This window comes from Wenzhouxiangella sp. YN1 (assembly GCF_056324145.1).
The window spans coordinates 1-25,558 of record NZ_JBJNIO010000120.1 but is presented as its reverse complement, the minus strand read 5'-3'; the positions used below and the strand labels follow the sequence as shown (position 1 = coordinate 25,558).

Annotated in this window: 16 protein-coding genes and 8 tRNA genes; 6 read left to right on the top strand and 18 right to left on the bottom strand. The window is 63.1% G+C overall.

Translation table 11 applies throughout. The features are described 5' to 3' along the window. Nucleotides 1-72: 72 nt before the first annotated feature. Nucleotides 73-1,905 (bottom strand): SUMF1/EgtB/PvdO family nonheme iron enzyme, encoded by a 1,833-nt coding sequence (locus ACEWQZ_RS03470; protein ID WP_476481675.1) that lies wholly within the window; start codon nt 1,903-1,905, stop codon nt 73-75. A 160-nt stretch (nt 1,906-2,065) separates the two neighbouring features. Here ACEWQZ_RS03470 and ACEWQZ_RS03465 point away from each other — a divergent pair, with 160 nt between their 5' ends. Together ACEWQZ_RS03465 and ACEWQZ_RS03460 are read left to right on the top strand one after the other, a co-directional pair. Further along, a complete protein-coding gene (locus ACEWQZ_RS03465) occupies nt 2,066-3,226 on the top strand; it encodes a ribonuclease D (RefSeq protein ID WP_476481674.1) in 1,161 nt (386 codons plus the stop codon). Nucleotides 3,227-3,237: 11 nt separating this feature from the next. Continuing rightward, nucleotides 3,238-3,314: transfer RNA gene (locus ACEWQZ_RS03460), tRNA-Arg, on the top strand. Between the two features lie 201 nt (nt 3,315-3,515). Here ACEWQZ_RS03460 and ACEWQZ_RS03455 read toward each other — a convergent pair. The 3 genes from ACEWQZ_RS03455 to ACEWQZ_RS03445 are packed head-to-tail and all read right to left on the bottom strand — an operon-like array spanning nt 3,516 to nt 8,301. Beyond that, nucleotides 3,516-6,587 carry an efflux RND transporter permease subunit gene (locus ACEWQZ_RS03455; RefSeq protein ID WP_476481673.1) on the bottom strand — a complete coding sequence of 1,024 codons (3,072 nt, stop codon included), beginning with the start codon at nt 6,585-6,587 and terminating at the stop codon, nt 3,516-3,518. Next, on the bottom strand, nt 6,584-7,657 hold the full coding sequence (locus ACEWQZ_RS03450) for an efflux RND transporter periplasmic adaptor subunit (RefSeq protein ID WP_476481672.1): 1,074 nt from the start codon (nt 7,655-7,657) through the stop codon (nt 6,584-6,586). Before ACEWQZ_RS03450 ends, ACEWQZ_RS03455 begins: the two co-directional genes overlap by 4 nt. Further along, on the bottom strand, nt 7,654-8,301 hold the full coding sequence (locus ACEWQZ_RS03445) for a TetR/AcrR family transcriptional regulator (protein WP_476481671.1): 648 nt from the start codon (nt 8,299-8,301) through the stop codon (nt 7,654-7,656). Before ACEWQZ_RS03445 ends, ACEWQZ_RS03450 begins: the two co-directional genes overlap by 4 nt. A gap of 110 nt (nt 8,302-8,411) precedes the next feature. Between ACEWQZ_RS03445 and ACEWQZ_RS03440 the strand changes: the two genes are divergently transcribed. Further along, the gene (locus ACEWQZ_RS03440) at nt 8,412-9,197 is read left to right on the top strand and encodes an enoyl-ACP reductase FabI (RefSeq protein WP_476481670.1); all 786 of its coding nucleotides are present in this window, start codon (nt 8,412-8,414) and stop codon (nt 9,195-9,197) included. 64 nt (nt 9,198-9,261) lie between these two features. On the opposite strand, the gene ACEWQZ_RS03435 is transcribed toward ACEWQZ_RS03440, so the two are convergent. From ACEWQZ_RS03435 to ACEWQZ_RS03375, 13 genes are all read right to left on the bottom strand, one after another. Further along, on the bottom strand, nt 9,262-11,163 hold the full coding sequence (locus ACEWQZ_RS03435; protein ID WP_476481669.1) for a SurA N-terminal domain-containing protein: 1,902 nt from the start codon (nt 11,161-11,163) through the stop codon (nt 9,262-9,264). A gap of 77 nt (nt 11,164-11,240) precedes the next feature. Further along, nucleotides 11,241-11,317, bottom strand: a tRNA-Asp gene (locus ACEWQZ_RS03430). 6 nt (nt 11,318-11,323) lie between these two features. Then, nucleotides 11,324-11,399 (bottom strand) — tRNA-Val (locus ACEWQZ_RS03425). Between the two features lie 14 nt (nt 11,400-11,413). Next, nucleotides 11,414-11,686, bottom strand: coding sequence for an HU family DNA-binding protein (locus tag ACEWQZ_RS03420; RefSeq protein WP_476481668.1), 273 nt, complete (start codon nt 11,684-11,686; stop codon nt 11,414-11,416). A 257-nt stretch (nt 11,687-11,943) separates the two neighbouring features. Next, the gene (gene lon, locus ACEWQZ_RS03415; protein WP_476481667.1) at nt 11,944-14,361 is read right to left on the bottom strand and encodes an endopeptidase La; all 2,418 of its coding nucleotides are present in this window, start codon (nt 14,359-14,361) and stop codon (nt 11,944-11,946) included. Nucleotides 14,362-14,495: 134 nt separating this feature from the next. Beyond that, the gene (clpX, locus tag ACEWQZ_RS03410) at nt 14,496-15,755 is read right to left on the bottom strand and encodes an ATP-dependent Clp protease ATP-binding subunit ClpX (RefSeq protein ID WP_476481666.1); all 1,260 of its coding nucleotides are present in this window, start codon (nt 15,753-15,755) and stop codon (nt 14,496-14,498) included. Between the two features lie 72 nt (nt 15,756-15,827). Beyond that, the gene (gene clpP, locus ACEWQZ_RS03405; protein ID WP_476481665.1) at nt 15,828-16,433 is read right to left on the bottom strand and encodes an ATP-dependent Clp endopeptidase proteolytic subunit ClpP; all 606 of its coding nucleotides are present in this window, start codon (nt 16,431-16,433) and stop codon (nt 15,828-15,830) included. After that, entirely contained in the window at nt 16,430-17,713 is a 1,284-nt protein-coding gene (gene tig, locus ACEWQZ_RS03400; RefSeq protein ID WP_476481664.1) for a trigger factor, read from the bottom strand. Before tig ends, clpP begins: the two co-directional genes overlap by 4 nt. Before the next feature lie 71 nt (nt 17,714-17,784). Then, nucleotides 17,785-17,860, bottom strand: a tRNA-Lys gene (locus ACEWQZ_RS03395). Nucleotides 17,861-17,864: 4 nt separating this feature from the next. After that, nucleotides 17,865-17,940 (bottom strand) — tRNA-His (locus ACEWQZ_RS03390). Between the two features lie 67 nt (nt 17,941-18,007). Further along, a tRNA-Arg gene (locus ACEWQZ_RS03385) sits at nt 18,008-18,084 on the bottom strand. Between the two features lie 37 nt (nt 18,085-18,121). Further along, nucleotides 18,122-18,198, bottom strand: a tRNA-Pro gene (locus tag ACEWQZ_RS03380). A 293-nt stretch (nt 18,199-18,491) separates the two neighbouring features. Next, nucleotides 18,492-18,568 (bottom strand) — tRNA-Arg (locus ACEWQZ_RS03375). A 210-nt stretch (nt 18,569-18,778) separates the two neighbouring features. Here ACEWQZ_RS03375 and ACEWQZ_RS03370 point away from each other — a divergent pair. The 3 genes from ACEWQZ_RS03370 to ACEWQZ_RS03360 all read left to right on the top strand — a co-directional run bounded on the left by ACEWQZ_RS03370 (nt 18,779) and on the right by ACEWQZ_RS03360 (nt 24,647). Beyond that, nucleotides 18,779-20,920 carry a cytochrome D1 domain-containing protein gene (locus ACEWQZ_RS03370; RefSeq protein ID WP_476481663.1) on the top strand — a complete coding sequence of 714 codons (2,142 nt, stop codon included), beginning with the start codon at nt 18,779-18,781 and terminating at the stop codon, nt 20,918-20,920. A gap of 70 nt (nt 20,921-20,990) precedes the next feature. Continuing rightward, entirely contained in the window at nt 20,991-23,189 is a 2,199-nt protein-coding gene (locus ACEWQZ_RS03365; protein WP_476481662.1) for a TonB-dependent receptor, read from the top strand. A 45-nt stretch (nt 23,190-23,234) separates the two neighbouring features. Continuing rightward, nucleotides 23,235-24,647, top strand: a complete 1,413-nt coding sequence (locus tag ACEWQZ_RS03360) for a dihydrolipoyl dehydrogenase (RefSeq protein WP_476481661.1) — start codon at nt 23,235-23,237, stop codon at nt 24,645-24,647. A gap of 57 nt (nt 24,648-24,704) precedes the next feature. Here ACEWQZ_RS03360 and ACEWQZ_RS03355 read toward each other — a convergent pair whose 3' ends face one another. Next, nucleotides 24,705-25,340 (bottom strand): bifunctional 4-hydroxy-2-oxoglutarate aldolase/2-dehydro-3-deoxy-phosphogluconate aldolase, encoded by a 636-nt coding sequence (locus tag ACEWQZ_RS03355; protein WP_476481660.1) that lies wholly within the window; start codon nt 25,338-25,340, stop codon nt 24,705-24,707. Between the last annotated feature and the right edge of the window lie 218 nt (nt 25,341-25,558).

Sequence of the window (25,558 nt, the reverse complement as noted above, 5' to 3'; positions counted from 1 at the left end):
TATCACCTGTAAGCAAAAAGGCCGTCGCGGTCAATGCCGCGACGGCCTTTTTGCTACCGCTTTGTCGCCGGCTCAAAGATCGCGCGCGATCCGGAAGCCAACGCGCATGTCGGTGCTGTCGCTGGTGCTGGAAATGCGAAATGCCGAACGCGACATGGCGGGCGTGCTCGACCAGGAGCCGCCGCGGATGACACGACGGTTGCAGCCGGGGTTGACCCATGCCGAGCCATCTTCCGGGGCGCGCACGTAGCTGTCGTGCCAGCAGTCCTCGACCCACTCCATGACGTTGCCGCCCATGTCGTAGAGGCCGAATGGGTTACTGGCCAGGCTACCCACTGGGGCCGGCCCCCAGTAGCCGTCGGTATAGCGACGAAAAGCAACGTTCCAGCGGGCCCCTGAAGGCGACACGTCACGGTCGCCGGTCACGTTCTCGACCTCGTTTTCATCGGGTGCGCCGTTGCCCCACCAGTAGGGCGTGAGCGTGCCGCCGCGCAGGGCGTACTCGAACTCCGCTTCGGTGGGCAGTCGATAGTTGCGTTCAGTCTGCTCTGAAAGCCAATCGACATAAGCGTTGGCATCTCGCCAGGAGACATGCAGAACAGGCAGATCATCGTCGGCCCTGCGGCCGGAAAAGTCCGCCCGCCAGTCGGTGCCGTTGCGATCGACCATGCGCCCGCTGTCCAGATCATAGACGCGCGACGACCTTTCGATCTCGGCGTCGGTGCGATAGCCGGTCGAGCGCACGAAATCGGCGAACTGGCCCACGGTGACTTCGGTGCGCGCCATCGCGAAGCCGCGCTCGAAAGTCACCCGATGTTGCGGCCCCTCGTTGCTCAGACGCTCATCTTCACTTTCCGGCGAGCCCATCATGAAACTGCCGGCCGGCATGACGACCATCTGCGGGCCGGGTCGCGCCAGCGCTGCAATCCGATCTGAAAACACCTGGCCCGGCTCGAAACTGCCGTAGGTGCGGGCGTCAGCCAGCGAGGCTTGCAGTGCTTCGACGCTGGCACGATCCTCGCCCAGAGAAACGAGTTCCGTTATCGCATCGTCAGCTTCGTCGTAGCGGCCTTCGTCGATATGCTCCCGCGCCTGGACATAAAGATCTTCTATATGGCCCTGCCGGAAGTCGCTGATGGCTTGCCGAGCCTCGGCCACCACCTCCGGTGCCTCGTGGATTGTCTCGGCTTCGGTCAAGCGTGCGCCGGCGCCTTCGAAATCAAGCTCCTCGCGGGCCAGATAAAGCGCTTCGTCGACCACCGCCTGATGCACGTCGGCCAGGCCGGCCACGGCGGCCTGGTTGCCGGGATCGAGCTCCAGAACCTGGGCGAACAGGTCAGCCGCGTTACCGTCGGCCGGCTCGGTCAGTCGGCCGGCCTGCAGGGCCGCATCGGCCTGTTCGACCAGCGCGCTGACGCTGCTGCGGCGCTGGAGCTCAGCCTGAACCTCATTGATGATGCCCCGTTCGGGCTGCACCTCGGCCATGACGCCGGCCAGTTGCCGCGCACGCGCCATATTGCCCTGGGCCAATGCCTGCTCGATGTCGCGCTCGACCTCATCGAGCAGCGCCGTGAGCGCGCGTTCCACTTCCGGGTCGTTGGGAGCAAAGGCCTGTGCACGCAGCAACTCCTGCAGCTGCTGGTCCTGTTGCGGGTTGGGCAGGCTGACATCCGGAACGTTTTCCGCGGCGCGGTTCGGAATATCGAGATTCTCGAAGTCGATATCGAACTCGTCCGACCCGGCTCCGACCACATCTCCCAGCCGGCGAACCCGGCGTTGCTCTTGCGCCTCCTCGGCCTGCGCCTCGGATTCGGCCCCCTCGGCCGTCTCGGGTTCGTCCTGACCCCTGGCGGGCCACGCGACGAACAGAAAGACGACGCTAGTTGCGAGCAGCAGATATCTCATCTAGATCACAGCTCCTGTTGCCGGTAAAACGAAGGATTGATGCTTTGCAATTGTGACACCCCCGACCCGCACGTGAGCGCGGGCAGACTGATCGAATATGTGAAAATAGCGTATCCGGACGCTTGCGACAACCTTCATCGACCACGGAAGAGCCCTTTTCATGCATCCAGAGCTGCCCCAACACGCCGCAACACAACAACAACGAGACCGCGCCATCGAGGCGGTCGAGCACGCACTCTGGCTGGACGAGCCAGAGCCGGTCGAGGCGGTCGAGACGCAGTGCCGCGCTGCCGATACGGTCGGCCTGGACACCGAATTCGTTCGCGAGCGTACATTCTACGCCCGCCCGGGCATGGTACAGCTCAGCGACGGCATGCGGATCTGGCTGCTCGATGCCGTCGCCCTGCCGCGCTCCGAGGCCCTGGGCCGTCTGCTCGCTGACCGCAGCACGGTCAAGGTGCTGCACAGCGTGGGCGAGGATCTGGAGGTGCTGCGCGACGTTGGCGGCTGCCTTCCCGACCCGCTGTTCGATACCCAGACGGCAGCGGCCCTGCTGGGCCTGCCGCTGCAGGTGCGCTACGAACACCTGGTTGCGCAGCTGCTGGGCGTTGAGCTGAGCGGCGGCAAGGCGCGCAACGACTGGTGCAAACGGCCGTTATCGAAGGAGCTGTTGCGCTACGCCGCGGAAGACGTCATCTGGTTGCCGGCGGTAAAGGCCGATCTCGAGGCGCGGCTGCAGGCTGCCGGCCGCATGGAATGGCATCGCGAAGACTGCCAGCGGCTGCTGCAGAAAGCGGCTTCGGGCGACAGTGTGCCGCCGCTGAGCCGGGTCAAGGGGGCCGGCCGACTGGATACTCCGGACCTGGCGCGCCTGGATGCGCTGGCGCGCTGGCGGGATGTCATGGCGCGCCGGAAAGACCTGCCCAGACGCTTCGTGCTGGGCGATGAAACCCTGATCGAACTCGCCCGTACCGGGGAGCGCTCGCTGCGCGAGCATCTCGGCCGGGCGCTGCCGGGCAAGCATCGCAAGCGCTATGCCGACGCCCTCGAGCAGGTGCTCGACGAGGTTGACACCGCGCACTTTCAGCGCCCCGACTGGATCGACCCGCTCGACCCCGGGCAGCGCAGTCAGCTCAAAGCCCTGCAGGAGTGCGTGCGCAACGTGGCTGCGGAACTGGGCATCGAGCCGGCGGTGATTGCCAGCAAACGCGAGCTGACCCGGCTGGTGCGCGGCGAGCGGCCGGAATGGCTCGACGGCTGGCGCGGGCAGGTGCTGGGCGGGCGCCTTGACTCGGCTTCTGTTAATATTTTTCCCCGCTGACTTTCCAGCGCGCCCCGATAGCTCAGCAGGATAGAGCGGTCGCCTCCTAAGCGACAGGTCGCAGGTTCGAATCCTGCTCGGGGCACCAAATACTAGAGTGGGCACAAGCACCCACCGGCAGTGCCCGTTCTTTACGGTGCCGCAATTCGAACCGGCGACCCACGACAATCAGGTTCGCATTGCGCACAGCGCAATCGCTGGAGCGAAGCGACAGCCCGAAGGGCAAGCGACCGCAGGCCGCGAAGCACCCCTGCTCGGGGCACCATTCCGCCTTGCCGGCCCGGCCGCGTCAGCTCGGTGCTGTTTCTCCGCGCTGGTGGCCAAAGCGCTTCTCGAGGATGGAATAGGCCGCCGGCACCACCACCAGGGTCAGCAACGTGGAGCTGAGCATGCCGCCGATCACGGCAATTGCCAGCGGACCGTTGGTGTCCGCGCCTGCACCAAAGCCCAACGCCGGCGGCAGCAGCGCCAGGATGACGGTAAACGAAGTCATCAACACAGGGCGCAGCCGCACGGGACAGGCCTCGCGCAAAGCCTCGTCGATACTGTCGCCACGCTCGCGATACTGGTTGGTCAAGTCCACCAGCAGAATCGAGTTCTTGGCCACCAGTCCGACCAGAAGCACCATGCCGATCATCGAGAAGATGTTGAGTGAGTGGCCGGTCAGCCACAGCAGCAGAATGCCGCCGATGACCGCCAGCGGCTGCGCGGTCATGACGATGAAAGGCTGAAGGAAGGAGTTGAACTGGCTGGCCAGCACGATGAAGACCAGCACCACCGCCAGGCCGAAGGCGAACAGCACGTAGCCGACCGTCTGCTGGAACTCACGCGCCTCGGCCTTGTATTCCACCCGGTAACCGAGCGGCAGCAGCTCGGCTGCGACCCGATCGATGGTATCGACGGCCTGACCCAGGGGCATGTCCGGATTGCCGTAGAAATCGGCCGAGTAGTTGAGGTTGAAACGGGTGATGACCGCCGGGCCGACGGTCTGATCGATGCTTGCCAGCGAGTCGAAGCGCACCAGCTCGCCGTCGCGCGTGCGCAGGTAGATCTTGCCCAGATCCGACGGGCGAGTCATTTCGCCCTGAGCGCTCTTGACGCGGATATCGTAGCGCTCACCGTCGCCGGGCTGGTCGTTGTAGCGGGCAATATCAACGCCGCCGACGAGCATGTTGACGGCAAAGGCCACGTCCGAGGAGCTCAGGCCGGCTTCAGCGGTGCGCACGCGGTCGACGTTGACATCGAGCTGCGGCAGATCGAGCTGCAGGTCAAGATCGAGGCGCCCCATCCCGTCAATGTCTTCCAGGCGGCTGCGCATTCGGTCAGCCAGGCTGGCCACCTGTTCCAGATCCGGTCCGTTGATGACGAACTGCAGCGGATCGCCACGCTGGCCGCCAACGATTGACGGCGGCGAGGCAAAGGCGGTAACGCCCGGCGTCTCGGCCAGCTCGGCCCGGATGGTGTCGAGAAAGACCTGTTGCGTGACGTCGCGTTGATCGCGGTCGACCATGCGCACGAAAGCAATGCCACGATTGACCTCACCGGCCTGGCCGAGGCCGACGGCGGTAAAGTAGGTCCTGATCTCCTCGTGCGAGCCCAGCACCTGCTCGATGCGGTCGAGGTAATTTGCGGTCATGTCGATGCCGGTACCCAGCGGCGCGCGGAAGGAGACGACAAAGCGGCCTTCATCTTCTTCGGGGACGAACTCCTTGTCGATATCGAACAGGAAGAAGCCCGAGCTGAGCACCACGAGCAAAGACAGCAGCAGTACGCCCCAGCGGTGATCCAGGGTCCAGTCAAGGGCGCGGCGGTAGCCATTGTCCATGCCGGTAAAGAAACGGTCGAAGGTGTGATAGATGCGCCCGCGCTGCTGGTCTTTCTGGCGCACACGTAGAAAGCGCGAGCTGAGCATGGGCGTGAGCGTCAGCGACACCACCGCAGAGGCCAGCACACCGACGGTCACGGTGACCGCAAATGACTCGAAGAAGCGGCCGATGATGCCGCCGAGAAAGATGACCGAGGCAAAGATCGATACCAGCGTCAGAGTGGTGGCGATAATGGCAAAGAACACCTGGTTGCTGCCGCCAATGGCCGCCTCGATGGGGTCGGGCGTTACTTCTTCACGGAAGCGGTAGATATTTTCCAGCACCACGATGGCGTCATCGACGACGACGCCGATCAGCAACAGCAGCCCCAGCAGCGTCATGGTGTTGAAGGTATAGCCGAGCATGTAGATCACGGCCACTGCTGCCAGCAGCGAAACCGGAATGGCCAGCGCAATGATCAGCGTGCCGCGCCAGGTGCGCAGAAAGAACAGCACCACCAGGGCCGCCAGCAGGGTGCCTTCGATCAGATGCTCTTCCAGCGCCGCGACGATCTCCTCGATCATCTCCGAGTCATCGGAGGCAATGTCGATGCTCATCCCCTTGGGCAGCTGCGGAATGATTTCTTCGTTGAGGCGGCGTTTGACCTCCTCGACAATGGCCACCGTATTGGTACCGGCAATCTTGACGATGCCCAGGCCCACGGTCGGCTCGCCCATGAAACGGGCGATGGCGCGGTTGTCGGCCAGCCCGTCGACGACCTCGGCGAAATCGCCGATGCGCACCGGCGCGCCGTCGACATGGCGCACCACCATTTCCGAAAGCGCCTCGGGGGAGTGATATTCGAGATCGAGCTTGACCAGCGATTCGGTCGCGCCAGAGACCAGAAAACCACCGGGGTACTGCACGTGCTCGGTGGCGAAAGCCTGGCGAATGTCGCCGGCGGTGACCCCGAGCGCGGCCATGCGATCGAGATCGACCTCGACACGGATGGTGCGCTCCCGACGACCACCGATCTGCACCTTGCCGACGCCGTCGATGGTTTCCAGGCGCTTGCGAATGGTGTTGTTCGCGTACTGGTTGAGCTGCTGCAGGGTGCGATCGCCCTGCAAAGAAACCCACAGTACGGCGCTGGCGCCGGCCTCGATCTTGGCCACTACCGGCGGGTCGGCATCGTCGGGCAGCTGGCGCAGAATCTGGTTGACCTTGGCCTGCACCTCGTTGAAAGCGACGTCGATGTCCTTGTCGAGCTTGAAGGTGACGACCACGTTCGATACGCCCGGCGAAGAGCTCGACTGGATGTAGTCGATGCCCGGCGTGCTGTTGACCGAACTTTCGATGATGTTGGTGATGCTGGCATCGACGATTTCGGGGCTTGCCCCGGGCAGCACCGTGGTGATCGACACGATGGGAAACTCGATCTCGGGGAAGCGATCCACGCCGATCGAGCGAAACCCGATCAGGCCGAACAGCACCATCACCACCGATATCATCCAGGCCAGCACATGCCGGCGAATGGATAACTCCGGCAGGGTCATCGTTCCTCTCCCTGCGTCTTGATATCGAGCAGCGCGCCGTCGCTCAGGAAGCCGGCGCCGTCAACCACCACCTGCTCACCGGCTTCAACGCCGTCGGCGATTTCAATCCAGCCGTCACCGCGCAGGCCGGCCTCGACCTGGCGCTCCCGGGCGCGCTTGCCATCAACGACATACACCACCTCGCCGTCGGGACGGCGCACCAGGCTGGTGGGCGGAACCACCAGGCCCTCATGCCGATCGAGCACGATGTGCGCAGTCACCGAGCCGCCCGGCCGCCAGCCGCGCGGGTTGTCGAGTTCGACAATCAGGTCGATGGCACGCGAACCTTCGCCCACGCTCGGGCGCAGCTCGCTGACCTCGGCTTCGAGCTGTTTCTCTGGCCTGGCGGGTACGCTCAGGCGCACTCGCTGACCCACCGCAATGCGGTCCTGCAGGTGTTCAGGCAGAGGCAGGAAGGCGCGCAGCGCTTCAGTGGCAACCAGCTCGTAGACGCGCGTCCCCGGGCTGACGTAGTCACCGACGCTGACCAGCCGCGCCTGCACGATCCCGCTGACCGGGCTGACGATGCGTGTCTGCTCGAGGTTGTATTCGGCGTCTTCCAGGCGCGCCTGCGCCGCCTCGAGCTGCGCCTTGATCGATTCAAGCTGGGTCACCGCCTCGTCCAGGCGGTCTTCGGCCACCGACTGCTGGGCGGCCAGACGCTCGAGGCGTTGCACCTGACGCTGTTGATTGGCCCGCAGGGCCTCCAGCCGGGCGAGCTCGGCACGCGCGGAGCTGACCGCGATGCGTTGCACGTCGGGAGCAATTTCGGCGAGCGCATCGCCGCTTTCCACTGCGTCGCCGACGTCGGCGTGGATGCGCGCGATGCGCCCGGCCGTTTCCGCCGAAATCGCCGGCGTGGTGGTGGCACGCAGTCGACCCACAGCAAGCTCGGTGCGCTCGACCGTTTGCGACTCGACTGCGGTAACGGTAACGGCCGTGGCGCGCTCCTCGGGGCCTGAGCCTTCTTCTTCACCGCAGGCGCTCAGCAACAGCGCCGCCACGCTCAGCAGCAGGACTTTCTTGTTCATTGTTCGGCTCCGTTCGCGGCCTCGGAAACAAGGCCATTGTAGAGAATATCGGTGAATGAATCGGCAAACTCATCGGGATTTCCGGCCAGCTGCAGCCCGGGCATGTCGACCAGTTCACCGGCATGCTGAAACAGGAACACATTGCTGGCAAACAGCATCAGAGCGCTCACCCGGCAGTCGGCCGTCGACCGGATGCTGCCCGCGGCCTGCGCCGACTCCAGGTAGCGCACCAGGCGACTGAAATTGATTGCAAGCAGTTCGCGAATCAGGGGGCGCTTGTGCTCCAGGGCCGGGTCATGAAGCTCACGCAGGATCAGCCGGACGACCTGCCGATGGGCCGCCATGTGCCGCAGATGCTCACGCTGAAAGCGCTTCAGTGCGCCGGGCAGATCGTCCGCCTGCGACAGTGCATGATCGAGATGCTGACCAAAACCCTCGATGGCATTCCGGATCACGGCCAGATAAAGGGCTTCCTTGGAGGGAAAGTGGTGAAACACCGTCGACTTGCTCATGCCGGCCCGTCGCGCGATGGCAGCAATCGAAGCGGCGGCATAACCTCGTTGCGAGAAGATGGCCGCGGCCGCCTCCAGCAGGCGCTGCAGCCCGTTCGGCGGAGCCTCGTTTACAGGGGATTTCACGTGCATGCGGCGATCACGGATCAGCTGACCCGACCGACCGGTCGGTTGGTGTCATTCTAACACTGCCGTCGTTACAATTGACGTTCCATTGCAAACAACACAAGGAAGTCGGAAACATGGGCATGCTCGAAGGCAAGAAAGCCTTGATTGTCGGGGTTGCCAGCCCGCGCTCGATTGCCTGGGGAATCGCCGAGGCGATGCACCGGGAAGGCGCGGAACTGGCCTTTACCTATCAGAACGAAAAGCTGCAGTCACGCGTCCAGAAGATTGCCGACCAGACCGGGTCGAAGCTGACCATGCCGCTAGATGTCGCCAGCGACGAACAGATTCAGGCGGTCTTCGAGACCATCGAAAAGGAATGGGGAGCGCTGGACATCATCGTTCATGCCGTTGGTTACGCACCGCGTGAGCAGCTCGAAGGCGAGTTTGCCGACGTCATCGACCGCGAAGGCTTCCATGTCGCTCACGACATCTCCAGCTACAGCTTCGCCGCCCTGGCGCGCGCCGGAAAGCACTTGATGAAAGGCCGCAACGCCGCGCTCCTGACGCTGAGCTATCTCGGCGCGGTGCGCGCCATGCCCAGCTACAACGTGATGGGTCTGGCCAAGGCCTCGCTGGAAGCGTCGGTTCGGTATCTGGCCCACGGTCTGGGTGCAGACGGCATCCGCGTCAACGGCATATCGGCCGGGCCGATCAAGACGCTTGCGGCCTCGGGGGTGTCCCAGCTGCGTTCAATGCTGGATCATGTCGGTGAAACCTCGCCGATCCGCCGCAACATCACCAAGGAAGACGTCGGCAACGCCGCGGCCTTCCTCTGCTCCGATCTGGCTGCCGGGATCACCGGCGAAATCACCTACGTCGACGGCGGCTACAACACCGTCGGCATGGCCGGCCTGAAGTAACCAGAAAGCAAGAAGCCGGGCAAGCCCGGCTTCTTCACACTTCACACTTCACACTTCACACTTATCACAGCCTTTCCTCGACCACGCTGACGGTAGTCTGCTCGCGCAGCTGAGCGATCAGGCCCTCGATCGCTTCCTGGGCGCGGCTGCTGCGAATCTGGCGACGAATCATTTCGCGCTCGGAATCGCTCGCCTCGGTCGGGTCCCCGGGGCGTACCTGTTCGAGACGAACCAGCGCATAACCACCCTGACGCGGCAGCACGTGAAGCGTGGGATCGTCTCCGGGTGCCGGCAGCCTGAACACTTCCTGGATGAACGACGGCCCCTGCTGGAAGTCGGTTCGGCCCAGCGACTCGAGGGTTTCCAGCTCCAGCTCTTCGGCTTGCGCCACCGACTCCAGGCTTTCTCCGCCGGCCACCCGCTCGCGCAGGGACTGTGCACGCTCGCGGGCCATCTCGCCGCTGCGCTGAGTGATCAGACGCTGACGAATCTGCTCAGATACTTCCTCGAGCGGCTTGGGCTCGGCCGGCTCGTGCTCGACCACCTTGATGGCCACCATGTGATTGCGCTCGATCTCGATCGGATCGGAGACCGCATGGTCACGCAACACCAGGTCGGAGAATGCCGCGTCGACAACGCGCTCGTCAGAAGCGATCCCGGAATCGGTACCGGCTCGGGTCAACCAGTCGGTCTGCCTGATCTCCAGACCCAGCTCCTCGGCCAGCGGCTCGAGGCTGCTGTCGTCGGCGTAAACGAGGTCAATCATGCGCTCGGACATGTCGATGTAGAGCTCCTCGCGCTGGCGCTGCAGATGGTCACTCAGAATCTCCGTCCGCGCCTGCTCAAAGCTCATTCCCTCGGGCGGGCGAATGCCATCGAGCCGGATCAGATGCCAGCCGAATTGCGTCTTGACCGGGTCGGAGACTGCACCGGGTTCCGCCAGCGCATACAACGCGTCTTCGAACGGCTGGACCATGTCTTCGGGTTCGATCCAGCCCAGGTCGCCGCCCTGCCCCGAGGATGCCGGGTCGTCGGAGTATTCGGCTGCCAGCTCGGCAAAGGAGTCACCGCTTTCCAGGCGCTCCCGGAGATCTTCGGCCAGCGCCCGGGCCGATTCAGCATCGCCAGCGCTGTCTTCGGTAATCAGGATGTGTGAGGCCTGTCGCGCCTCGGGCGTGAGATAGCGCGCACTGGCGGCCTCATAGCGCTGCCGCAACTCTTCTTCGCTGAGCGTTGCCTCGTCGAGCAGCTCGTCAGGCTGCAGCTCGACATAGGCCAGACGCACGCGTTCCTCGTTGGTAAAGCGGTCAAGGTTGTCCTGGTAATAGGACTCGATATCCGCCGGCGTGATCTCGACCTCATCGGTGAATGGCGCCGAGCTGATATCCACCAGGCTGACCTGCCGGCGCTGGCGCTGCAGGCCGATCATGCGATCCACCTCGGTTTCAGTCACCACCGAAGACTCGGCAATTGCCTCGGCAACCAGCCGCGTCTGGATATCCTGGCGCACCCCCTGCTGAAAGCCCCTGGGCGTCTCGCCCGCAGCGCGCAGAGCCTGCTGATAGACGTCGGGATTGAACTGGCCCTCGATCTGGAAGGCGGGCACGTCACGAATCATTTCAGCGATGGTCCGCTCACTGACCCGCAGCCCCAGCTTTTCGGCGTGCTGGCGCAGCAGCAGCTGATCAATCAGGCTTTCAAGGTGTTCCCGGCGGACCGCCGGCTGATTGGTTTCAAGATCGCTGTAGCGATCACCCAGCTGGTCGCGCAGTCGCGCCCGATAACGGGCGAAGCTGGTCTGAAAGTCGGCAGAGGAAATCTCGTCGTCGCCGACCACGGCCACCGCGTCCTGCGGGACGGCACGCATGTAGCTGTCCAAGCCGAAGAAAAGAAACGGAACGGCCAGCAGGCCGAGCACGAAGATAGCGACGATCCCGGTTACGCGATCACGAATGGCCTGAAGCATGATCCTTGGATGACCCCGGTTGTATTTTCAGTTGTCAGAAATAAACAGGGCGCCCCGATGGGCGCCCTGCAGATTAGTGGCGGAGTGGACGGGACTCGAACCCGCGACCCCCGGCGTGACAGGCCGGTATTCTAACCAACTGAACTACCACTCCTAATCCTGGTGGGTGCTGGAGGGCTCGAACCTCCGACCCTCGCCTTGTAAGGGCGATGCTCTCCCAGCTGAGCTAAGCACCCCGGGCTTCAGCCCACTATCTTATCGCGTCTTTGAAACCTTTGCCAGCCTTGAATGCAGGAGTTTTCGATGCCTTGATCTGAATCGTCTCTCCGGTAGCCGGGTTACGGCCGGCACGCGCCGCCCGCTCTCTGACCGAAAACGTGCCAAATCCTACCAGAGACACGGTGTCCCCACCTTTGAGCGCTTCGGTAATGGACTCCAGGGTCGAGTCCAGGGCACGCTGCGCGTCGGCCTTTGACAGACCTGCGCGCTCGGAGATATTTGCAATCAATTCGGTTTTGTTCATATGAGTGTCACTCCAGACCTTATCAAGTTCATTATGCGGATGGCAACGGCCAGGCCCTTCGCTGCAATCGTGAAAGCGCTCCCTCCAGGGCAGCAACCAGCCGTCTGTTGGCCAGTGATGGTATATCAGCCCATCCCTGTCATCAATAGCGAAACCCGGAAAAATGCCCAAAAAGCCCCGCTCAGGGGGCTTTTGTCACGATTCACCCGCCCGCAAGACGATTTGCCGTGCGGGCCGGTGAACATCAGCGTCGAATATCAATGTGCGCGCACGCCTTGATTTGCTCGCCGCTTGCTCGACGCACCTTCACCCTCGCCTGCCTGATCGGCCGGCGGCAGCCCGACCAGGGCCAGCTCGAGCACTTCGTCGATCCACTGAACCGGCCGAATCTCGAGGCCTTTCTTGATGCGCTCGGGGATCTCGTCGAGGTCTTTCTTGTTCTCTTCGGGGATGAGCACCAGGCTGACACCGCCGCGTCGCGCGGCCAGGAGCTTTTCCTTGAGCCCGCCGATGGGCAGCACCTTGCCCCTCAGCGTGATCTCGCCGGTCATGGCGACGTCAGCACGCACCGGAACGCCGGCCAGCACCGAGACCAGGGCGGTCACCATGCCGATACCGGCACTTGGACCATCCTTCGGCGTGGCCCCTTCGGGCACGTGAATATGCAGGTCCCGATTCTGATGAAAGTCTTCGGGAATGCCCAGGGCGGATGCGCGCGAGCGCACCACCGAAAGCGCTGCCTGAACCGACTCCTTCATTACCTCGCCGAGCTGACCGGTATGCGTGAGCTTGCCCTTCCCGGGAACGGCAGCGGCTTCGATCTGCAACAGCTCCCCGCCGACTTCGGTCCACGCCAGGCCGGTAACCTGCCCGACTTCGTTGTGCTCTTCGGCACGACCATAACGATGCCTGCGCACGCCCAGATACTTGCTCAGGTTCTGGACGGTGACGTGACGCTTGTCGAGCGCAGCGTCAAGGCTGAGCTCCTTGACCACCTTGCGACAGACCTTGGCGATCTCGCGCTCGAGATTGCGCACCCCGGCCTCGCGGGTGTAATGGCGGATCATGTCGATGATCGCGCCCTCGCTGATCTGCAGCTCCGCTTCCTCGAGGCCATGCTCGCGCAGCTGCTTGGGCAGCAGATAGCGCGTGGCGATATTGAGCTTTTCGTCTTCGGTATAGCCCGGAATGCGGATGATTTCCATGCGGTCCAGCAGGGGCGCCGGAATGTTGAGCGAGTTGGCCGTCGCCACGAACATCACTTCAGACAAGTCGAAATCGACTTCGAGATAGTGATCCGAGAAGGTATCGTTCTGCTCCGGGTCAAGCACCTCCAGCAGGGCCGAGGACGGGTCGCCGCGGAAATCCATCGACATCTTGTCAAGCTCATCCAGCATGAACAGCGGGTTGCGCTTGCCGACCTTGCTCAGGCTTTGCAGCACGCGTCCGGGAAGAGAACCGATATAGGTTCGACGATGCCCGCGAATTTCTGCCTCGTCGCGCACACCACCCAGACTCATGCGGATGAACTCGCGCCCGGTGGCGCGGGCAATCGATCGCCCCAGCGAGGTCTTGCCCACGCCTGGCGGGCCCACCAGGCACAGAATCGGACCCTTGAGCTTCTTGACGCGCTTCTGCACCGCCAGGTATTCCAGAATGCGCTCCTTGACGCGCTCGAGACCGTAGTGGTCAGCTTCCAGAATATCGGAGGCGGCCTTGATGTCGTGGCTGATACGGCTGCGCTTTTTCCACGGCAGCAGCAACATCCAGTCCAGGTAGTTGCGAACCACCGTCGCCTCGGCCGACATCGGCGACATCATCTTGAGCTTGTTGAATTCGCTGCGAGCCTTCTCCAGTGCCTCTTTCGGCATGCCGGCCTTTTCGATCTTCGCTTCCAGATCACCCAGATCGTGGCCGGATTCATCGAGGTCACCCAGCTCCTTCTGGATGGCCTTCATCTGCTCGTTGAGATAGTACTCGCGCTGGCTCTTCTCCATCTGGTTCTTGACCCGGCCGCGAATGCGCTTTTCGAGCTTGAGCACATCGATCTCGCCCTCGATGAGCCCCATCAGAAACTCCATGCGATCAGCGACCGGCGCCAGCTCCAGAACGCGCTGCTTGTCTTCGATACGTACAGCCAGATGCGCGGCTATGGTGTCAGCCAGGCGGCTGGGATCTTCAATGCCTGACAGCGTGGTCATGAGCTCCGGTGGCACTTTGCGGCTGAGCTTGACGTACTGTTCGAACAGGCTCGTCAGGCTGCGCGTGGTCACGTCGAGGATACGCAGATCCTCCGACTCCTCGCTTGCCAGCTCGGTATAGCGCGCGGCGAGATATTCACCGTCGTTGTCGAGCTCATCGATGTGCACGCGCTGTCCGCCTTCGACCAGCACCTTGGTGGTGCCATCGGGCAAGCGCAGCATCTGCAGCACGGTCGCCATTGTGCCGCAGTCAAACAGCTCGTCGGGCCCAGGCTCTTCAACCTCGGGATTTTTCTGGGTGACGAGCAGAATCTGTTTGTCGACATTCATCGACTCTTCAAGCGCGCGCACCGAACGGTCGCGGCCCACAAACAGCGGGATGACCATATGCGGATAAACCACCACATCGCGCAGGCTCAAGACCGGCACGGGCTGGCGGGGCGGATTGGTTTTGCTGACGTCGTAGTCGGCCATTACTCTCTCTGCAGCGCTCTGCGGACCCAACGGCCCGTCAGGCTTGATGTGAACTGACACCAGATATTGGCGCCCGACCGGCTCGATTCAAGCCGGCGGATGACAATGAAGGACTGACAGCTGACGGAAATCGCTCAGGATTCCGCGCCGGCGCGTTGAGGCGGGTTCTCGTAGATGAGATAGGGCTCGGATTCACCGTTGATCACGGCTTCGTCGATAACGACCTTGGTCACATTTTCGGTCGACGGCAAGTCGTACATCACATCCAGCAGCACGTTTTCGATGATGGTGCGCAACCCGCGAGCACCGGTCTTGCGCGCCATGGCCTTGCGGGCAATGGCGTGCAAGGCGTCGTCGCGAATCTCGAGCTCGCAGTTGTCCATCTCGAACAGCTTGTAGAACTGCTTGACCACGGCGTTCTTCGGTTCGGTCAGAATGCGGACCAGCGCTTCGGCATCAAGCTCGGTAAGCGTGGCGACCACGGGCAAGCGACCGACAAACTCGGGAATCAGACCGTACTGGATCAGATCCTCGGGCTCGACTCCAGCGAGAATTTCGGAAACGTCTTCAGCCTCGGGGTTGCGCACCTCGGCGTGAAAACCGATGCCGGCCGACTGCGAACGCTCCTGAATCACCTTGTCGAGACCGGCAAAGGCACCGCCGACGATGAACAGGATATTGCGTGTGTCGACCTGCAGGAACTCCTGCTGGGGATGCTTGCGGCCGCCCTGCGGCGGCACCGAGGCCATCGTGCCTTCGATGAGCTTCAGCAGCGCCTGCTGCACGCCCTCTCCGGAAACATCGCGGGTAATCGACGGGTTCTCGGCCTTCTTGGAGATCTTGTCGATTTCATCGATATAGACAATGCCCTGCTGCGCCTTGTCGACATCATAGTCGCACTTCTGCAACAGCTTCTGGATGATGTTTTCGACGTCTTCACCCACGTAGCCGGCCTCGGTCAGCGTCGTCGCGTCGGCAATGGTGAAGGGTACATTGAGCATGCGCGCCAGCGTCTCCGCCAGCAAGGTCTTGCCCGAGCCGGTCGGGCCAATCAGCAGGATGTTCGACTTCGACAGCTCGACATCATCGCGATGCCGCGAGGACTCAAGCCGCTTGTAGTGGTTGTAGACGGCTACTGAAAGCACTTTCTTGGCCGACTGCTGGCCAATCACATAGCTATCGAGAAAATCATGAATCTTGTGCGGTGTGGGCAGGCTCTCCGGCTCGGTCTCGCTGGCCCCCTCGAGCTCCTCGCGGATGATGTCGTTGCACAGCTCGACGCACTCATCGCAAATATAGACGCTGGGGCCGGCAATCAGCTTGCGCACCTCGTGCTGGCTCTTGCCGCAGAAGGAGCAGTACAGAATCTTGCCGTCGCTGGAGGATTCGCTCATGACCCGTAATTCTTCCCGATTCGTCCGTGGTTCTTCCCGACTCTAATGAATGGTAACCGAAAACACCCGCGGTTATTGTGACTGGCGGTCGCTCATGACTTCGTCAACCAGCCCGTAGTCGCTGGCCTCGCCGGCAGACATGAACTTGTCGCGGTCGGTGTCACGCTCGATCGTTGCCAGGTCCTGCCCGGTATGGCTGACCAGAATCTCATTGAGCGTATTCTTCATCTTCAGGATCTCACGGGCGTGAATATCGATATCCGACGCCTGACCCTGGTAGCCGCCCAGGGGCTGGTGGATCATCATCCGCGAGTGCGGCAGCGCAAAGCGCTTGCCCTTGGCGCCGGCGGCCAGCAGCAGCGCGCCCATGCTGGCGGCCTGGCCCACGCACATGGTGGCGACGTCGGGCTTGACGAACTGCATGGTGTCATAAATCGCCAGGCCCGCGGTCACCGCCCCCCCCGGCGAGTTGATGTAGATATTGATGTCCTTGTCGGGATTCTCCGACTCCAGGTACAGCAACTGCGCCACGATCAGGTTGGCGGCATAGTCCTCGATCGGCCCGACGATGAAGATCACCCGCTCCTTGAGCAGGCGGGAATAGATATCGTAGGCCCGTTCGCCCCGAGCAGACTGCTCGACGACCATCGGAACCAGGTTGAGTGCCTTCTCGTTCATGCTCGACCCATCAGCTCATTGAATGACATGAACTTGTTGCTTACCTTGGCATTTTCAAGCACCCAGTCAACTACCTGCTCTTCAAGAACCATGTTTTCGACCTGATCCATCAGGCGAGGTTCTGAACGATAAAGCTCGATCACCTGCTCGGGTTCGTCATAGGTTTCGGCCATCTCTTCGATTCTGGCCTGAACCCGGCCGGCATCAATGCTGATGTCGTGCTGGCGTGCGATCTCGGCCAGCAGCAGCCCCAGGCGCACGCGCTTTTCCGCACTTTCGCGCAGCTGATCGGCCGCTGGCGCCTGCTGAGCGCCACCCTGCTGCTGCAGCTGCTCCTGCATCTGACCAATTTCCTGTTCAACCGCGCTCGTCGGCACGGCCACGTCACCATAGCGCTGGGCCAGGCCGTCAGTCACCGCCTGCTTGAGTCGGTTGGTTATGGCATGGCGCAGCTCGCGCTCCAGGTTTTTCTGGATATCGGCACGCAACTGCTCGACCCCGCCGTCGACGCCGAAGCTTTCAGCGAACGCGTCGTCAACTTCCGGCAACTCGGGTTCCTCGACCGACTTGATCTGCAGCGTGACCTGAGCCGTTTTCCCGGCCAGGCTTTGATGGCGATAGTCGTCCGGAAAGGTCAGCTCGGCTTCCTTTTCTTCACCCTCGCGCACACCGGCCAACAGCGCTTCGAGCTCCGGAAAAGCGGCCAACTGCCCCAGCACAGGAGCGATTTCATGTTCGCCTGCGTCGGGCACTTTTTCGCCGTCCAGCTCGGCCACGTAACCCAGCCGCACGCGATCGCCTTCAGCGGCCGCGCGCTCGGCGGTCTTCCAGCTGCGGCGCTGCTCACGCAAGGTTTCGATCATCTGGTCGACATCGGCTTCACCGATTTCGGCCTCGGGCTGCTCGAGCTCGAGGTCCGAAACCTCGATCTCCGGAATATCGGGAAAAACCTCGAGCTCAGCAGTGAACTCGAGATCACCCTTCTCCTCGAGCGCCCCGGGCTCGATGCGGGTGACGCCGGCCACGCGCATTTCCTGCTCGCCGATTGCCTCTTGCAGGCTCGACTGCATGACTTCCTGCAGGATTTCCTCGCGCACCTGCGCGCCATAGCGTTGCCTGACGATATTCATGGGCACGCGACCGGGCCTGAAGCCCTTCAGACGCACCTGACGGCGCAGCTCGTTGAGTCGTCCTGAAACCTTGTTTTCGATGCGCTCACCGGGCACCTGGACGGTCATTTTCCGCTCCAGATCGCCCGTCTTTTCAACAGATACCTGCATGGTTTCGAGTCTTTGGTGAAGTGTCAGTCAGAATTGAACACAGCCGGCCGGGAATCCCGACCGGCCACAAGTGGTGGGCCGTCGGGGACTCGAACCCCGAACCAACTGATTAAGAGTCAGCTGCTCTACCAATTGAGCTAACAGCCCATGGTGGGGTGAGCGACGGGGCTTGAACCCGCGACCTCTGGAGCCACAATCCAGTGCTCTACCAGCTGAGCTACGCCCACCACTGAAACAAATTGTACGGCGACGCAAAATCGCCAATCCTTCATTATAACCCGTCTTGAAGACGGGTGGCGCGCCCGGCAGGACTCGAACCTGCAGCCCTCGGCTTAGAAGGCCGATGCTCTATCCGGTTGAGCTACGGGCGCATGAACCGCCTGCCCGGATCGTGCCGACGATACGCTTTGGTCGGGGTGACAGGATTTGAACCTGTGACCTACTGCTCCCAAAGCAGTTGCGCTACCAGACTGCGCTACACCCCGATTTCTCAAGCCGGCCAATATTACGGAATCGCCTGCCCGCGGTCAACCGCGAAAATCGCCCGGCGCCAACACCAGTGTACCCCCACCCATCGCGCCCCGGATACGAAAAAAGCCCCGTCACCGGCGGGGCTTTCTCTTGAATCTGGCGCGCCCGGAAGGATGGCTGACGCTGCGCGTCAGCGAGCTCGCGCCTGCGGCGCTCGGTTCGAACCGACTTGTCGATTGTCGGAGGTTCGAATTTTGCCTCCGGATACGAAAAAAGCCCCGTCACCGGCGGGGCTTTCTCTTGAATCTGGCGCGCCCGGAAGGATTCGAACCTCCGACCGCCTGGTTCGTAGCCAGGTACTCTATCCAGCTGAGCTACGGGCGCGTTTGTTGAAGCCGGGCATTGTCGTCGACCTGCGATTGACTGTCAAGCTCTACCCCCGGATTCTTTTCGGCAAGCTCGAAATGAAGGCCGGGCCGGATGGCTGCATACCCTCTGCAGGGGTTTTTGATCTGGCTCAATAGGCGCATCTGAAATACCCTTAACATGATGACCGGCAATACGCCAATACAGCCTATCTGGAGGGCAAAAACGATGATACGACCTCGATATCCCATGCACTGGCTCGGGGCCTTTGGCCTGGCGCTGGCGATGACGACTGCCTGCGTTGCCGAGACTCCGCAGGCGTCTTCGGCGTCGGGCGACGCGGAAGTTCATGCTGCCGAAGTGGCCAAGGCCGCGGCCGGCGACATGCAGGCCGGAGAAAAGCTCTACCAGACGCATTGCGCGGCCTGCCACCAGGGCGACGGCAGCGGCCTGCCGGGCGCCTTTCCGCCGCTTGCCGGCAACGACAACATCGCCGGTAACGCCGACTACGTCATTCACAACATTCTGGCCGGTCGCGAGGGTGAGCTGACCGTCGATGGCGTGACTTACAACGGCGTCATGCCCGCGATGGACTATCTCGACGACGAAGAGGTCGCCAATATCGTCACCTTCGTGTTCAACTCCTGGGGCAATGACGGCAGCAGCGCCAGCGTGGAACAGGTGGCCGCGCAGCGCGCACAGCTCGATGGCCCCGAGCTGGCGAAAAGCGACCCCCACCCGGGCGCAGGCGAAAGCCGTATCCAGTATCAGGGGGCACCCTCCCCGATCGAGGGCGGCAAGCGCGTCGTCACACCGGGCGCGCCGGACATGAGTCAGGCCGAGTTCGATCGCTCGCAGCAAATCTATTTCGAGCGTTGTGCGGGCTGCCACGGCGTATTGCGCAAGGGTGCGACGGGCAAACCGCTGACGACCGATATCACGCAGGAAAAGGGAAGTGCGTATCTCAAGGCCCTGATCAACTTCGGTTCGCCGGGCGGCATGCCCAACTGGGGCACCTCGGGCGAGCTCAGCGACGAGGAAATCGACGCCATGGCGCGCTTCCTGCAGCACGATCCGCCACAGCCGCCGGAGTGGGGCATGCCGGAAATGATGGATTCCTGGAAGGTGATGGTCGCGCCCGAAGACCGCCCGGATTCGCCGCAGCACGACTACGATGTGGACAACCTCTTCGCTGTCACGCTGCGCGACGCGGGTGAAGTCGCCATCATCGACGGCGACAGCAAGAAAGTCGTTTCCTACGTGCCGACCGGCTACGCGGTGCACATCTCGCGCGCCTCGAGCTCGGGCCGCTACTTTGCCACCATCGGCCGTGACGCCAAGGTCGACCTCATCGATCTGTACATGGACCCGCCGCAAGTGGTGGCTGAAATCAAGATCGGCATGGAGGCGCGCTCGGTCGAAAACTCCCGCTACAAGGGTTATGAGGACGAAATCGCCATCGCCGGCGCCTACTGGCCTCCGCACTATGTATTGATGGACGGCCAGACCCTGGAGCCGCGAAAGATCGTCTCGACCCGCGGCATGACCGTCGACACCCAGGAGTACCATCCGGAACCGCGCGTGGCGGCAATCGTCGGCTCGCATCAGCACCCGGAGTTCATCATCAACGTCAAGGAAACCGGACAGATCCTGCTGGTCAACTATGAGGATCTCGACAACCTCAAGACAACCACCATCGGCGCCGCCCGTTTCCTGCACGACGGTGGCTGGGATGCCAGCGGCCGCTATTTCCTGACCGCGGCCAACGAGTCCGACAAGATTGCAGTGGTTGACGCCAAGGATCGTGAACTCCAGGCCCTGATTGACGTCGAGCGCATTCCGCACCCGGGCCGTGGCGCCAACTTCGTGCACCCGGAATATGGTCCGGTGTGGGTCACCAGCGCACTGGGCAACGCCAACATCACGCTGATCGGCACCGATCCGGACAACCACCCCGAGCAGGCATTCAAGGTGGTCCAGGTGCTTCAGGGCCAGGGCGGCGGTTCGCTGTTCGTCAAGACCCACCCGGAATCGGAGAACCTCTGGGTCGACACGCCGCTGCATCCGGAGGAAAAGATCGCTCAGACCGTCGCGGTGTACGACATCAATGATCTCGACGCCGGTTATGAGGTGCTGCCGATCGCGGAATGGGCCGATCTCGGGCCGGGACCCAAGCGCATTGTTCAGCCGGAGTACAACAAGGGCGGCGATGAAGTCTGGTTCTCGGTATGGTCGGGCATGGAAGAAGAATCGGCAATCGTGGTGGTTGACGACAAGACCCGCGAACTCAAGCATGTCATCAAGGGCGAGAAGATCATCACGCCCACCGGCAAGTTCAACAACTACAACACGCGAAACGAGATCTACTGATCACCGTTTTGCAGATGCCTCCTCACGCGCCCCGGACTTCCGGGGCGCTTTGATATTCAGCGAATGCAACATGCCCATAAAACACCTGATCATCGCCGCCGCCGTGCTCCTGCTGGCGGCCCCCGCCCAGGGCCAAACCGGGTCACAGACAGAACGCAAGGAACAGGAACAGACCCCGATTCTTGATCGCGTCACGGTAGTTGCCCACCGCCAGCCGCGCCAGGTTTCCGAAGTGGCCGGCACCGTCACCGTCATCGACCAGGAGCGCCTGGCACGCGACATGGTTCTCGACGCCCCTGACCTGGTGCGCTATGAGCCGGGCATCGACCTCGAAGGCGGCGGTTCTCGCTTCGGCTTCAGCGGCTTTCGCATTCGCGGCATCGGCGGCAACCGCACCGCCGTGGTGGTCGACAGCATTCCGGTTTCCGAACAGTTCGATACAGGCGCCTTCGCCGATACCGGCCGCGCCCTGCTTGACCTGGGCCTGACCCAGCGGGTGGAAATCCTGCGCGGCCCGGCCTCGACGCTCTATGGCTCCAAGGCGCTTGGGGGCGTCGTCGCCATTTCCACCATCAGCGCCGATGACATCATGGCCGCCGGTGATCACGGCACGCGCATCAGTCTGCACGGTGCCAGCGACAGCGATCGCGCCCGTCTGGGTGGAGCCACCGCCTTTCGCAAGGGTTCCTTCGACCTGCTGATTGCCGGCGCCGGCCAGCGCAGCAACGAAATCGACGCGGCCAGCCGCCCGGAGAACACGCCGCGCGACCTGCTCGACCGGGATCAACAGCGGGTTCTGCTCAAGGCTCGTCATGACGTCGCACCCGGAGCATTGCAGCTGACGCTTGACGGCAATCGCGAAACCCGGAAAACCGATCTTCGCGCCGCGCTTGGAAAAAGCGCCCAGTTGGCCAGCACCAAGCGCTTGCTGGGCGACGACCGGCGCATCAGCTGGCGCCTGGTGCTTGATCAGGACCTCAACGCCATCGGTCCGATCAGCCGCGGCGGCTGGCGCATCTGGCATCAGGACAGCGACACACGGCAGGAAACCGACGACCACCGCCCTGCCGCGCGGGTGCCCGTGGATGTGTTCCGTCGCTTTGAGTTCGACCAGTCCACTGCCGGTATCGGCGCCGATCTGGAATCAGATCTGACCATCGGCGGGCTGAACCACCGTATCGGCTATGGCTTCGAGTACACCCGCTCCCGGGTCAGCACGCTGCGCGACGGGCGCGAGACGCGTCTGGAAGACGGTCGCACAAGCAATGTCATTCTGGGAGAGGTTTTCCCGCTGCGCGATTTTCCGCGCAGCCGGATCACTGAGCTCGGCATCTATCTGCACGATGAAATTCACCTGTGGCAGGGTGGACCGATACTCAGCCCCGGCATTCGCTGGGAGCACTACGACCTCTCCCTGGGCAGCGACCCGCTGTTCGATCAATCCTTTCCCGATGCCCACCCAACCGAGCTGAGCCTGAACCGCTGGCTGCCCCGCCTGGGCCTGATCTGGCCCATCAGCCCCTCGCTGGAGTTTTTTGCCCAGCACGCACGCGGCCTGCGCGCGCCGCCATTCGGAGACGTCAATATCGGCCTGGAGTGGCCGCAGTTTCGGGTGCGCGCGATTGCCAACCCCGACCTCAAGCCGGAAAAGGGCCGTACTTTCGAGGCCGGCCTGCGCTGGCGCGGCACCAATGCCCGGGCTGAAGTGGCGCTGTATCGCAACGACTATCGGGACTTCATCCAGTCGCGCGCGCCGCTGGGCTTCGACCCGGAGTCGGGGTTCAACCTTTTCCAGTCAGTCAATCGCGATCGCGTGCGTATCGAGGGCGGAGAGCTGCGTCTCAGGCATCGGCTCGGGGCCGGCTTCAGCGCTGAGCTTGCCGGCGAATGGTCGCGCGGCGAGGACCGCATCAGCGGCCGCGCCCTGCCTGGCGTCACCCCGCCCACGGCCATCGTCGAACTGGCCTGGCGCCACCCGGCAGCCGACTTCGAGACCCGCCTGATCGCCACGGGCGTACGCGGCCAGCGCGAGCTGGTGGACGCCGAAGGCGAAGCCCTGTTCTCGGCGCCAGGTCATGTCACCATCGATTGGCTTGGTCGCTGGTTCCCGCGGCATGACCTGGAGATCGGCTTCGGCCTGTTCAATCTCGCCGATCGCAGGTACTGGCAAAATGGCCGAGTGATCGGCTACGCCCCTGACGACCCGACGTTGCCGCTACTGGCCGAACCCGGCCGCTGGGCGATGTTGAGCCTGACGTGGCATCGCTGACGCGCTAGGCTGATGGCATTGAACCGCACACTGGAGAGATCGGATATGCCGCACCACCGCCTGATTATCCTGGGAGCCGGCACCGCCGGCCTGAGCGCCTGGAAACAGGCGCGCGAGCTCACCGACGAAGTGATTCTCGTCGATCCGGGCCCGCTGGGAACGACCTGCGCCCGTGTCGGCTGCATGCCGTCAAAGGCCCTGCTGCAGCTCGCCGGCGAAGTGGCCAGCAGTCGCCGCTTGCACGCCGAAGGCTTGATTGCCGGGCCGCCCGGGCAGCTTGACGACGCTGCGGTCATGACCCGGGTGCGCGCCCTGCGCGATCGCTTTGCCGCCGGGCCGATTCGCGCCACCGACAAGATGGGCGAGCGCTTCATTCATGCTCCGGCACGCTTCATCGGCCCCGATCGGGTCGAAATCGATGGCGTCACTCACAGCGCTGATGCAATTCTCGTCGCGACCGGCACCCAACCCTTCGTTCCGCCCGACTGGCCGGCGCTGGGCGCCAGGCTCGTGACCAGCGACAGCCTGTTCGATCTGCCGTCGATCCCCGCGCGCATCGGCGTTATCGGTGCCGGCGCCATCGGCAGCGAGATTGGCCAGGCCTTTGCCATGCTCGGTGCCGAGGTGCATCTGTTCGGGCGTGATCAGCGCCTGGCCGGCATCGATGATTCGGCCATCAACCAGGTCATGCACGCCGCCTTTTCCGAGCAGATGACGCTGCACCTGGGCGCTGATGCCCGACCGACGCCAGCGGGCGACGGCGTCGAAATCCACTGCGGCGACCAGACCATCGAGGTCGACCTGGTCGTTGCTGCCATCGGCCGACGTGCGCCGCTGGACGATCTGGGGTTGGAGCACCTGGGCGTGGCGCTCGACCAGCGCGGCCTGCCCGAGATCGATCGCGAAAGCCTGCGCGCCGGCGATGCCCCGGTCTGGTTCGCCGGCGACGTCAACGGCATCCGCCCGCTGATGCACGAAGCCGCCGACGAAGGCCGCCTGGCCGCCTGGCATGCGCTGCATCCCGAAGACGAGTGCCTGGCCCGGCGCACGCCAATGGGCATTGTCTTTACCGAACCACAAGTCGCCTGGGCCGGCCTGCGCAGCAGCCAGCTGCCCGACGAGGCCCTGACCGGCGAGGCCGACTTCAGCCGTCAGGGCCGCGCCGTCATCAAGGGCTATCGTCACGGCCAGATGAAGGTTTTCGCCGACGCCTCAGGTCGCCTCATCGGTACGGAAATGGCCTGCGCCGGTGCCGAACACATGGTTCACGAGCTGGCCTGGCTGATCCAGCAGCGCACGGGCGTGATCGATGCGCTCAAGCTGCCCTTCTATCATCCGGTGCTCGAAGAGGGCCTGCGCACCGCCCTGCACGGCATTCGCCGCCAGCTGCCCAAGCGCGAACGCCGGCCCGATCTGCCGCTGTGCCGCCCGCCCGAGGCATCGCTGCCCGGCCTGTAGCGCCACTTGCCCGACGGAAGGGCAAGCGCCCGCCCGTCGAACGGATCACCCGCAAACTCAGTCGCGGTCGAGCGCTGAAAGCAGTCGACGAGCGCGCTGCTCGATGGCGTCGAAGTCACCGGCGGCGATCAACGCAGGGTCGAACAACGGCGCGACAAAGCCAATCGCATGCGCCCCGGCAGCCAGCCAGTCGGCGGCGTTGGCTTCGGTCACGCCATGGGTAGGCACGATGTTGAGAAACGGCATCGGCCCCAGACAGGCACGCACGAAATCCGGACCGATGCCGGGCGCGGGGAACAGCTTCTGAAGCCCGGCACCCGCACGATGGGCGCGCAGCATCTCGGTGGGCGTATGCGTGCCCGGCATCGCGGCCACACCCAGGTTGGCGGCGGCTGCGATGACGGCCTCGTCGGTCACCGGCGAAACCACGAACTTTGCCCCGGCAGACACGGCCTTTTCTGCCTCGTCTACCGTCAGCACCGTGCCGGCACCAAAGACGATGTCCGGATAGCGCTGCGAAAAATCAGCGATCAGCTCGTAGACGCGCGGCACCGTGAGGGTGAATTCACAGATCGTGAACCCGCCGCGCACGGCCGCTTCCATCGCCTGATGGGCGGCATCGGCGTCATCGGTGCGGAGAATGGCGGAAGCCCGGACATTGCCGAGCTGCTGGACGAAATCCTGTGGTGACATTTATAAAAGCCAGTGTGAAGTGTCAAGTGTAAAGTGTAAAGAATCAAACCAAAACCACCAACATCAAAATCGTCGCATGTTAGCCCAAAGCACTAATGTCCCCTTTCCACAAAGTTAAAGTGTCCCCTTTTTGTTCTGACAAGGAGCGGGGCCATGGATCGGGAGACGATTGCCATGAGTCACAGGGAGTTGGATCGGGTGGGTGTCATCCGGAAGGT

Bases quoted from the DNA above. Each gene is read 5' to 3' on its own strand.
- ACEWQZ_RS03470 (WP_476481675.1), bottom strand. From the start codon at position 1,905: ATGAGATATCTGCTGCTCGCAACTAGCGTCGTCTTTCTGTTCGTCGCG.
- ACEWQZ_RS03465 (WP_476481674.1), top strand. From the start codon at position 2,066: ATGCATCCAGAGCTGCCCCAACACGCCGCAACACAACAACAACGAGAC.
- ACEWQZ_RS03455 (WP_476481673.1), bottom strand. From the start codon at position 6,587: ATGACCCTGCCGGAGTTATCCATTCGCCGGCATGTGCTGGCCTGGATG.
- ACEWQZ_RS03450 (WP_476481672.1), bottom strand. From the start codon at position 7,657: ATGAACAAGAAAGTCCTGCTGCTGAGCGTGGCGGCGCTGTTGCTGAGC.
- ACEWQZ_RS03445 (WP_476481671.1), bottom strand. From the start codon at position 8,301: ATGCACGTGAAATCCCCTGTAAACGAGGCTCCGCCGAACGGGCTGCAG.
- ACEWQZ_RS03440 (WP_476481670.1), top strand. From the start codon at position 8,412: ATGGGCATGCTCGAAGGCAAGAAAGCCTTGATTGTCGGGGTTGCCAGC.
- ACEWQZ_RS03435 (WP_476481669.1), bottom strand. From the start codon at position 11,163: ATGCTTCAGGCCATTCGTGATCGCGTAACCGGGATCGTCGCTATCTTC.
- ACEWQZ_RS03420 (WP_476481668.1), bottom strand. From the start codon at position 11,686: ATGAACAAAACCGAATTGATTGCAAATATCTCCGAGCGCGCAGGTCTG.
- lon (WP_476481667.1), bottom strand. From the start codon at position 14,361: ATGGCCGACTACGACGTCAGCAAAACCAATCCGCCCCGCCAGCCCGTG.
- clpX (WP_476481666.1), bottom strand. From the start codon at position 15,755: ATGAGCGAATCCTCCAGCGACGGCAAGATTCTGTACTGCTCCTTCTGC.
- clpP (WP_476481665.1), bottom strand. From the start codon at position 16,433: ATGAACGAGAAGGCACTCAACCTGGTTCCGATGGTCGTCGAGCAGTCT.
- tig (WP_476481664.1), bottom strand. From the start codon at position 17,713: ATGCAGGTATCTGTTGAAAAGACGGGCGATCTGGAGCGGAAAATGACC.
- ACEWQZ_RS03370 (WP_476481663.1), top strand. From the start codon at position 18,779: ATGATACGACCTCGATATCCCATGCACTGGCTCGGGGCCTTTGGCCTG.
- ACEWQZ_RS03365 (WP_476481662.1), top strand. From the start codon at position 20,991: ATGCCCATAAAACACCTGATCATCGCCGCCGCCGTGCTCCTGCTGGCG.
- ACEWQZ_RS03360 (WP_476481661.1), top strand. From the start codon at position 23,235: ATGCCGCACCACCGCCTGATTATCCTGGGAGCCGGCACCGCCGGCCTG.
- ACEWQZ_RS03355 (WP_476481660.1), bottom strand. From the start codon at position 25,340: ATGTCACCACAGGATTTCGTCCAGCAGCTCGGCAATGTCCGGGCTTCC.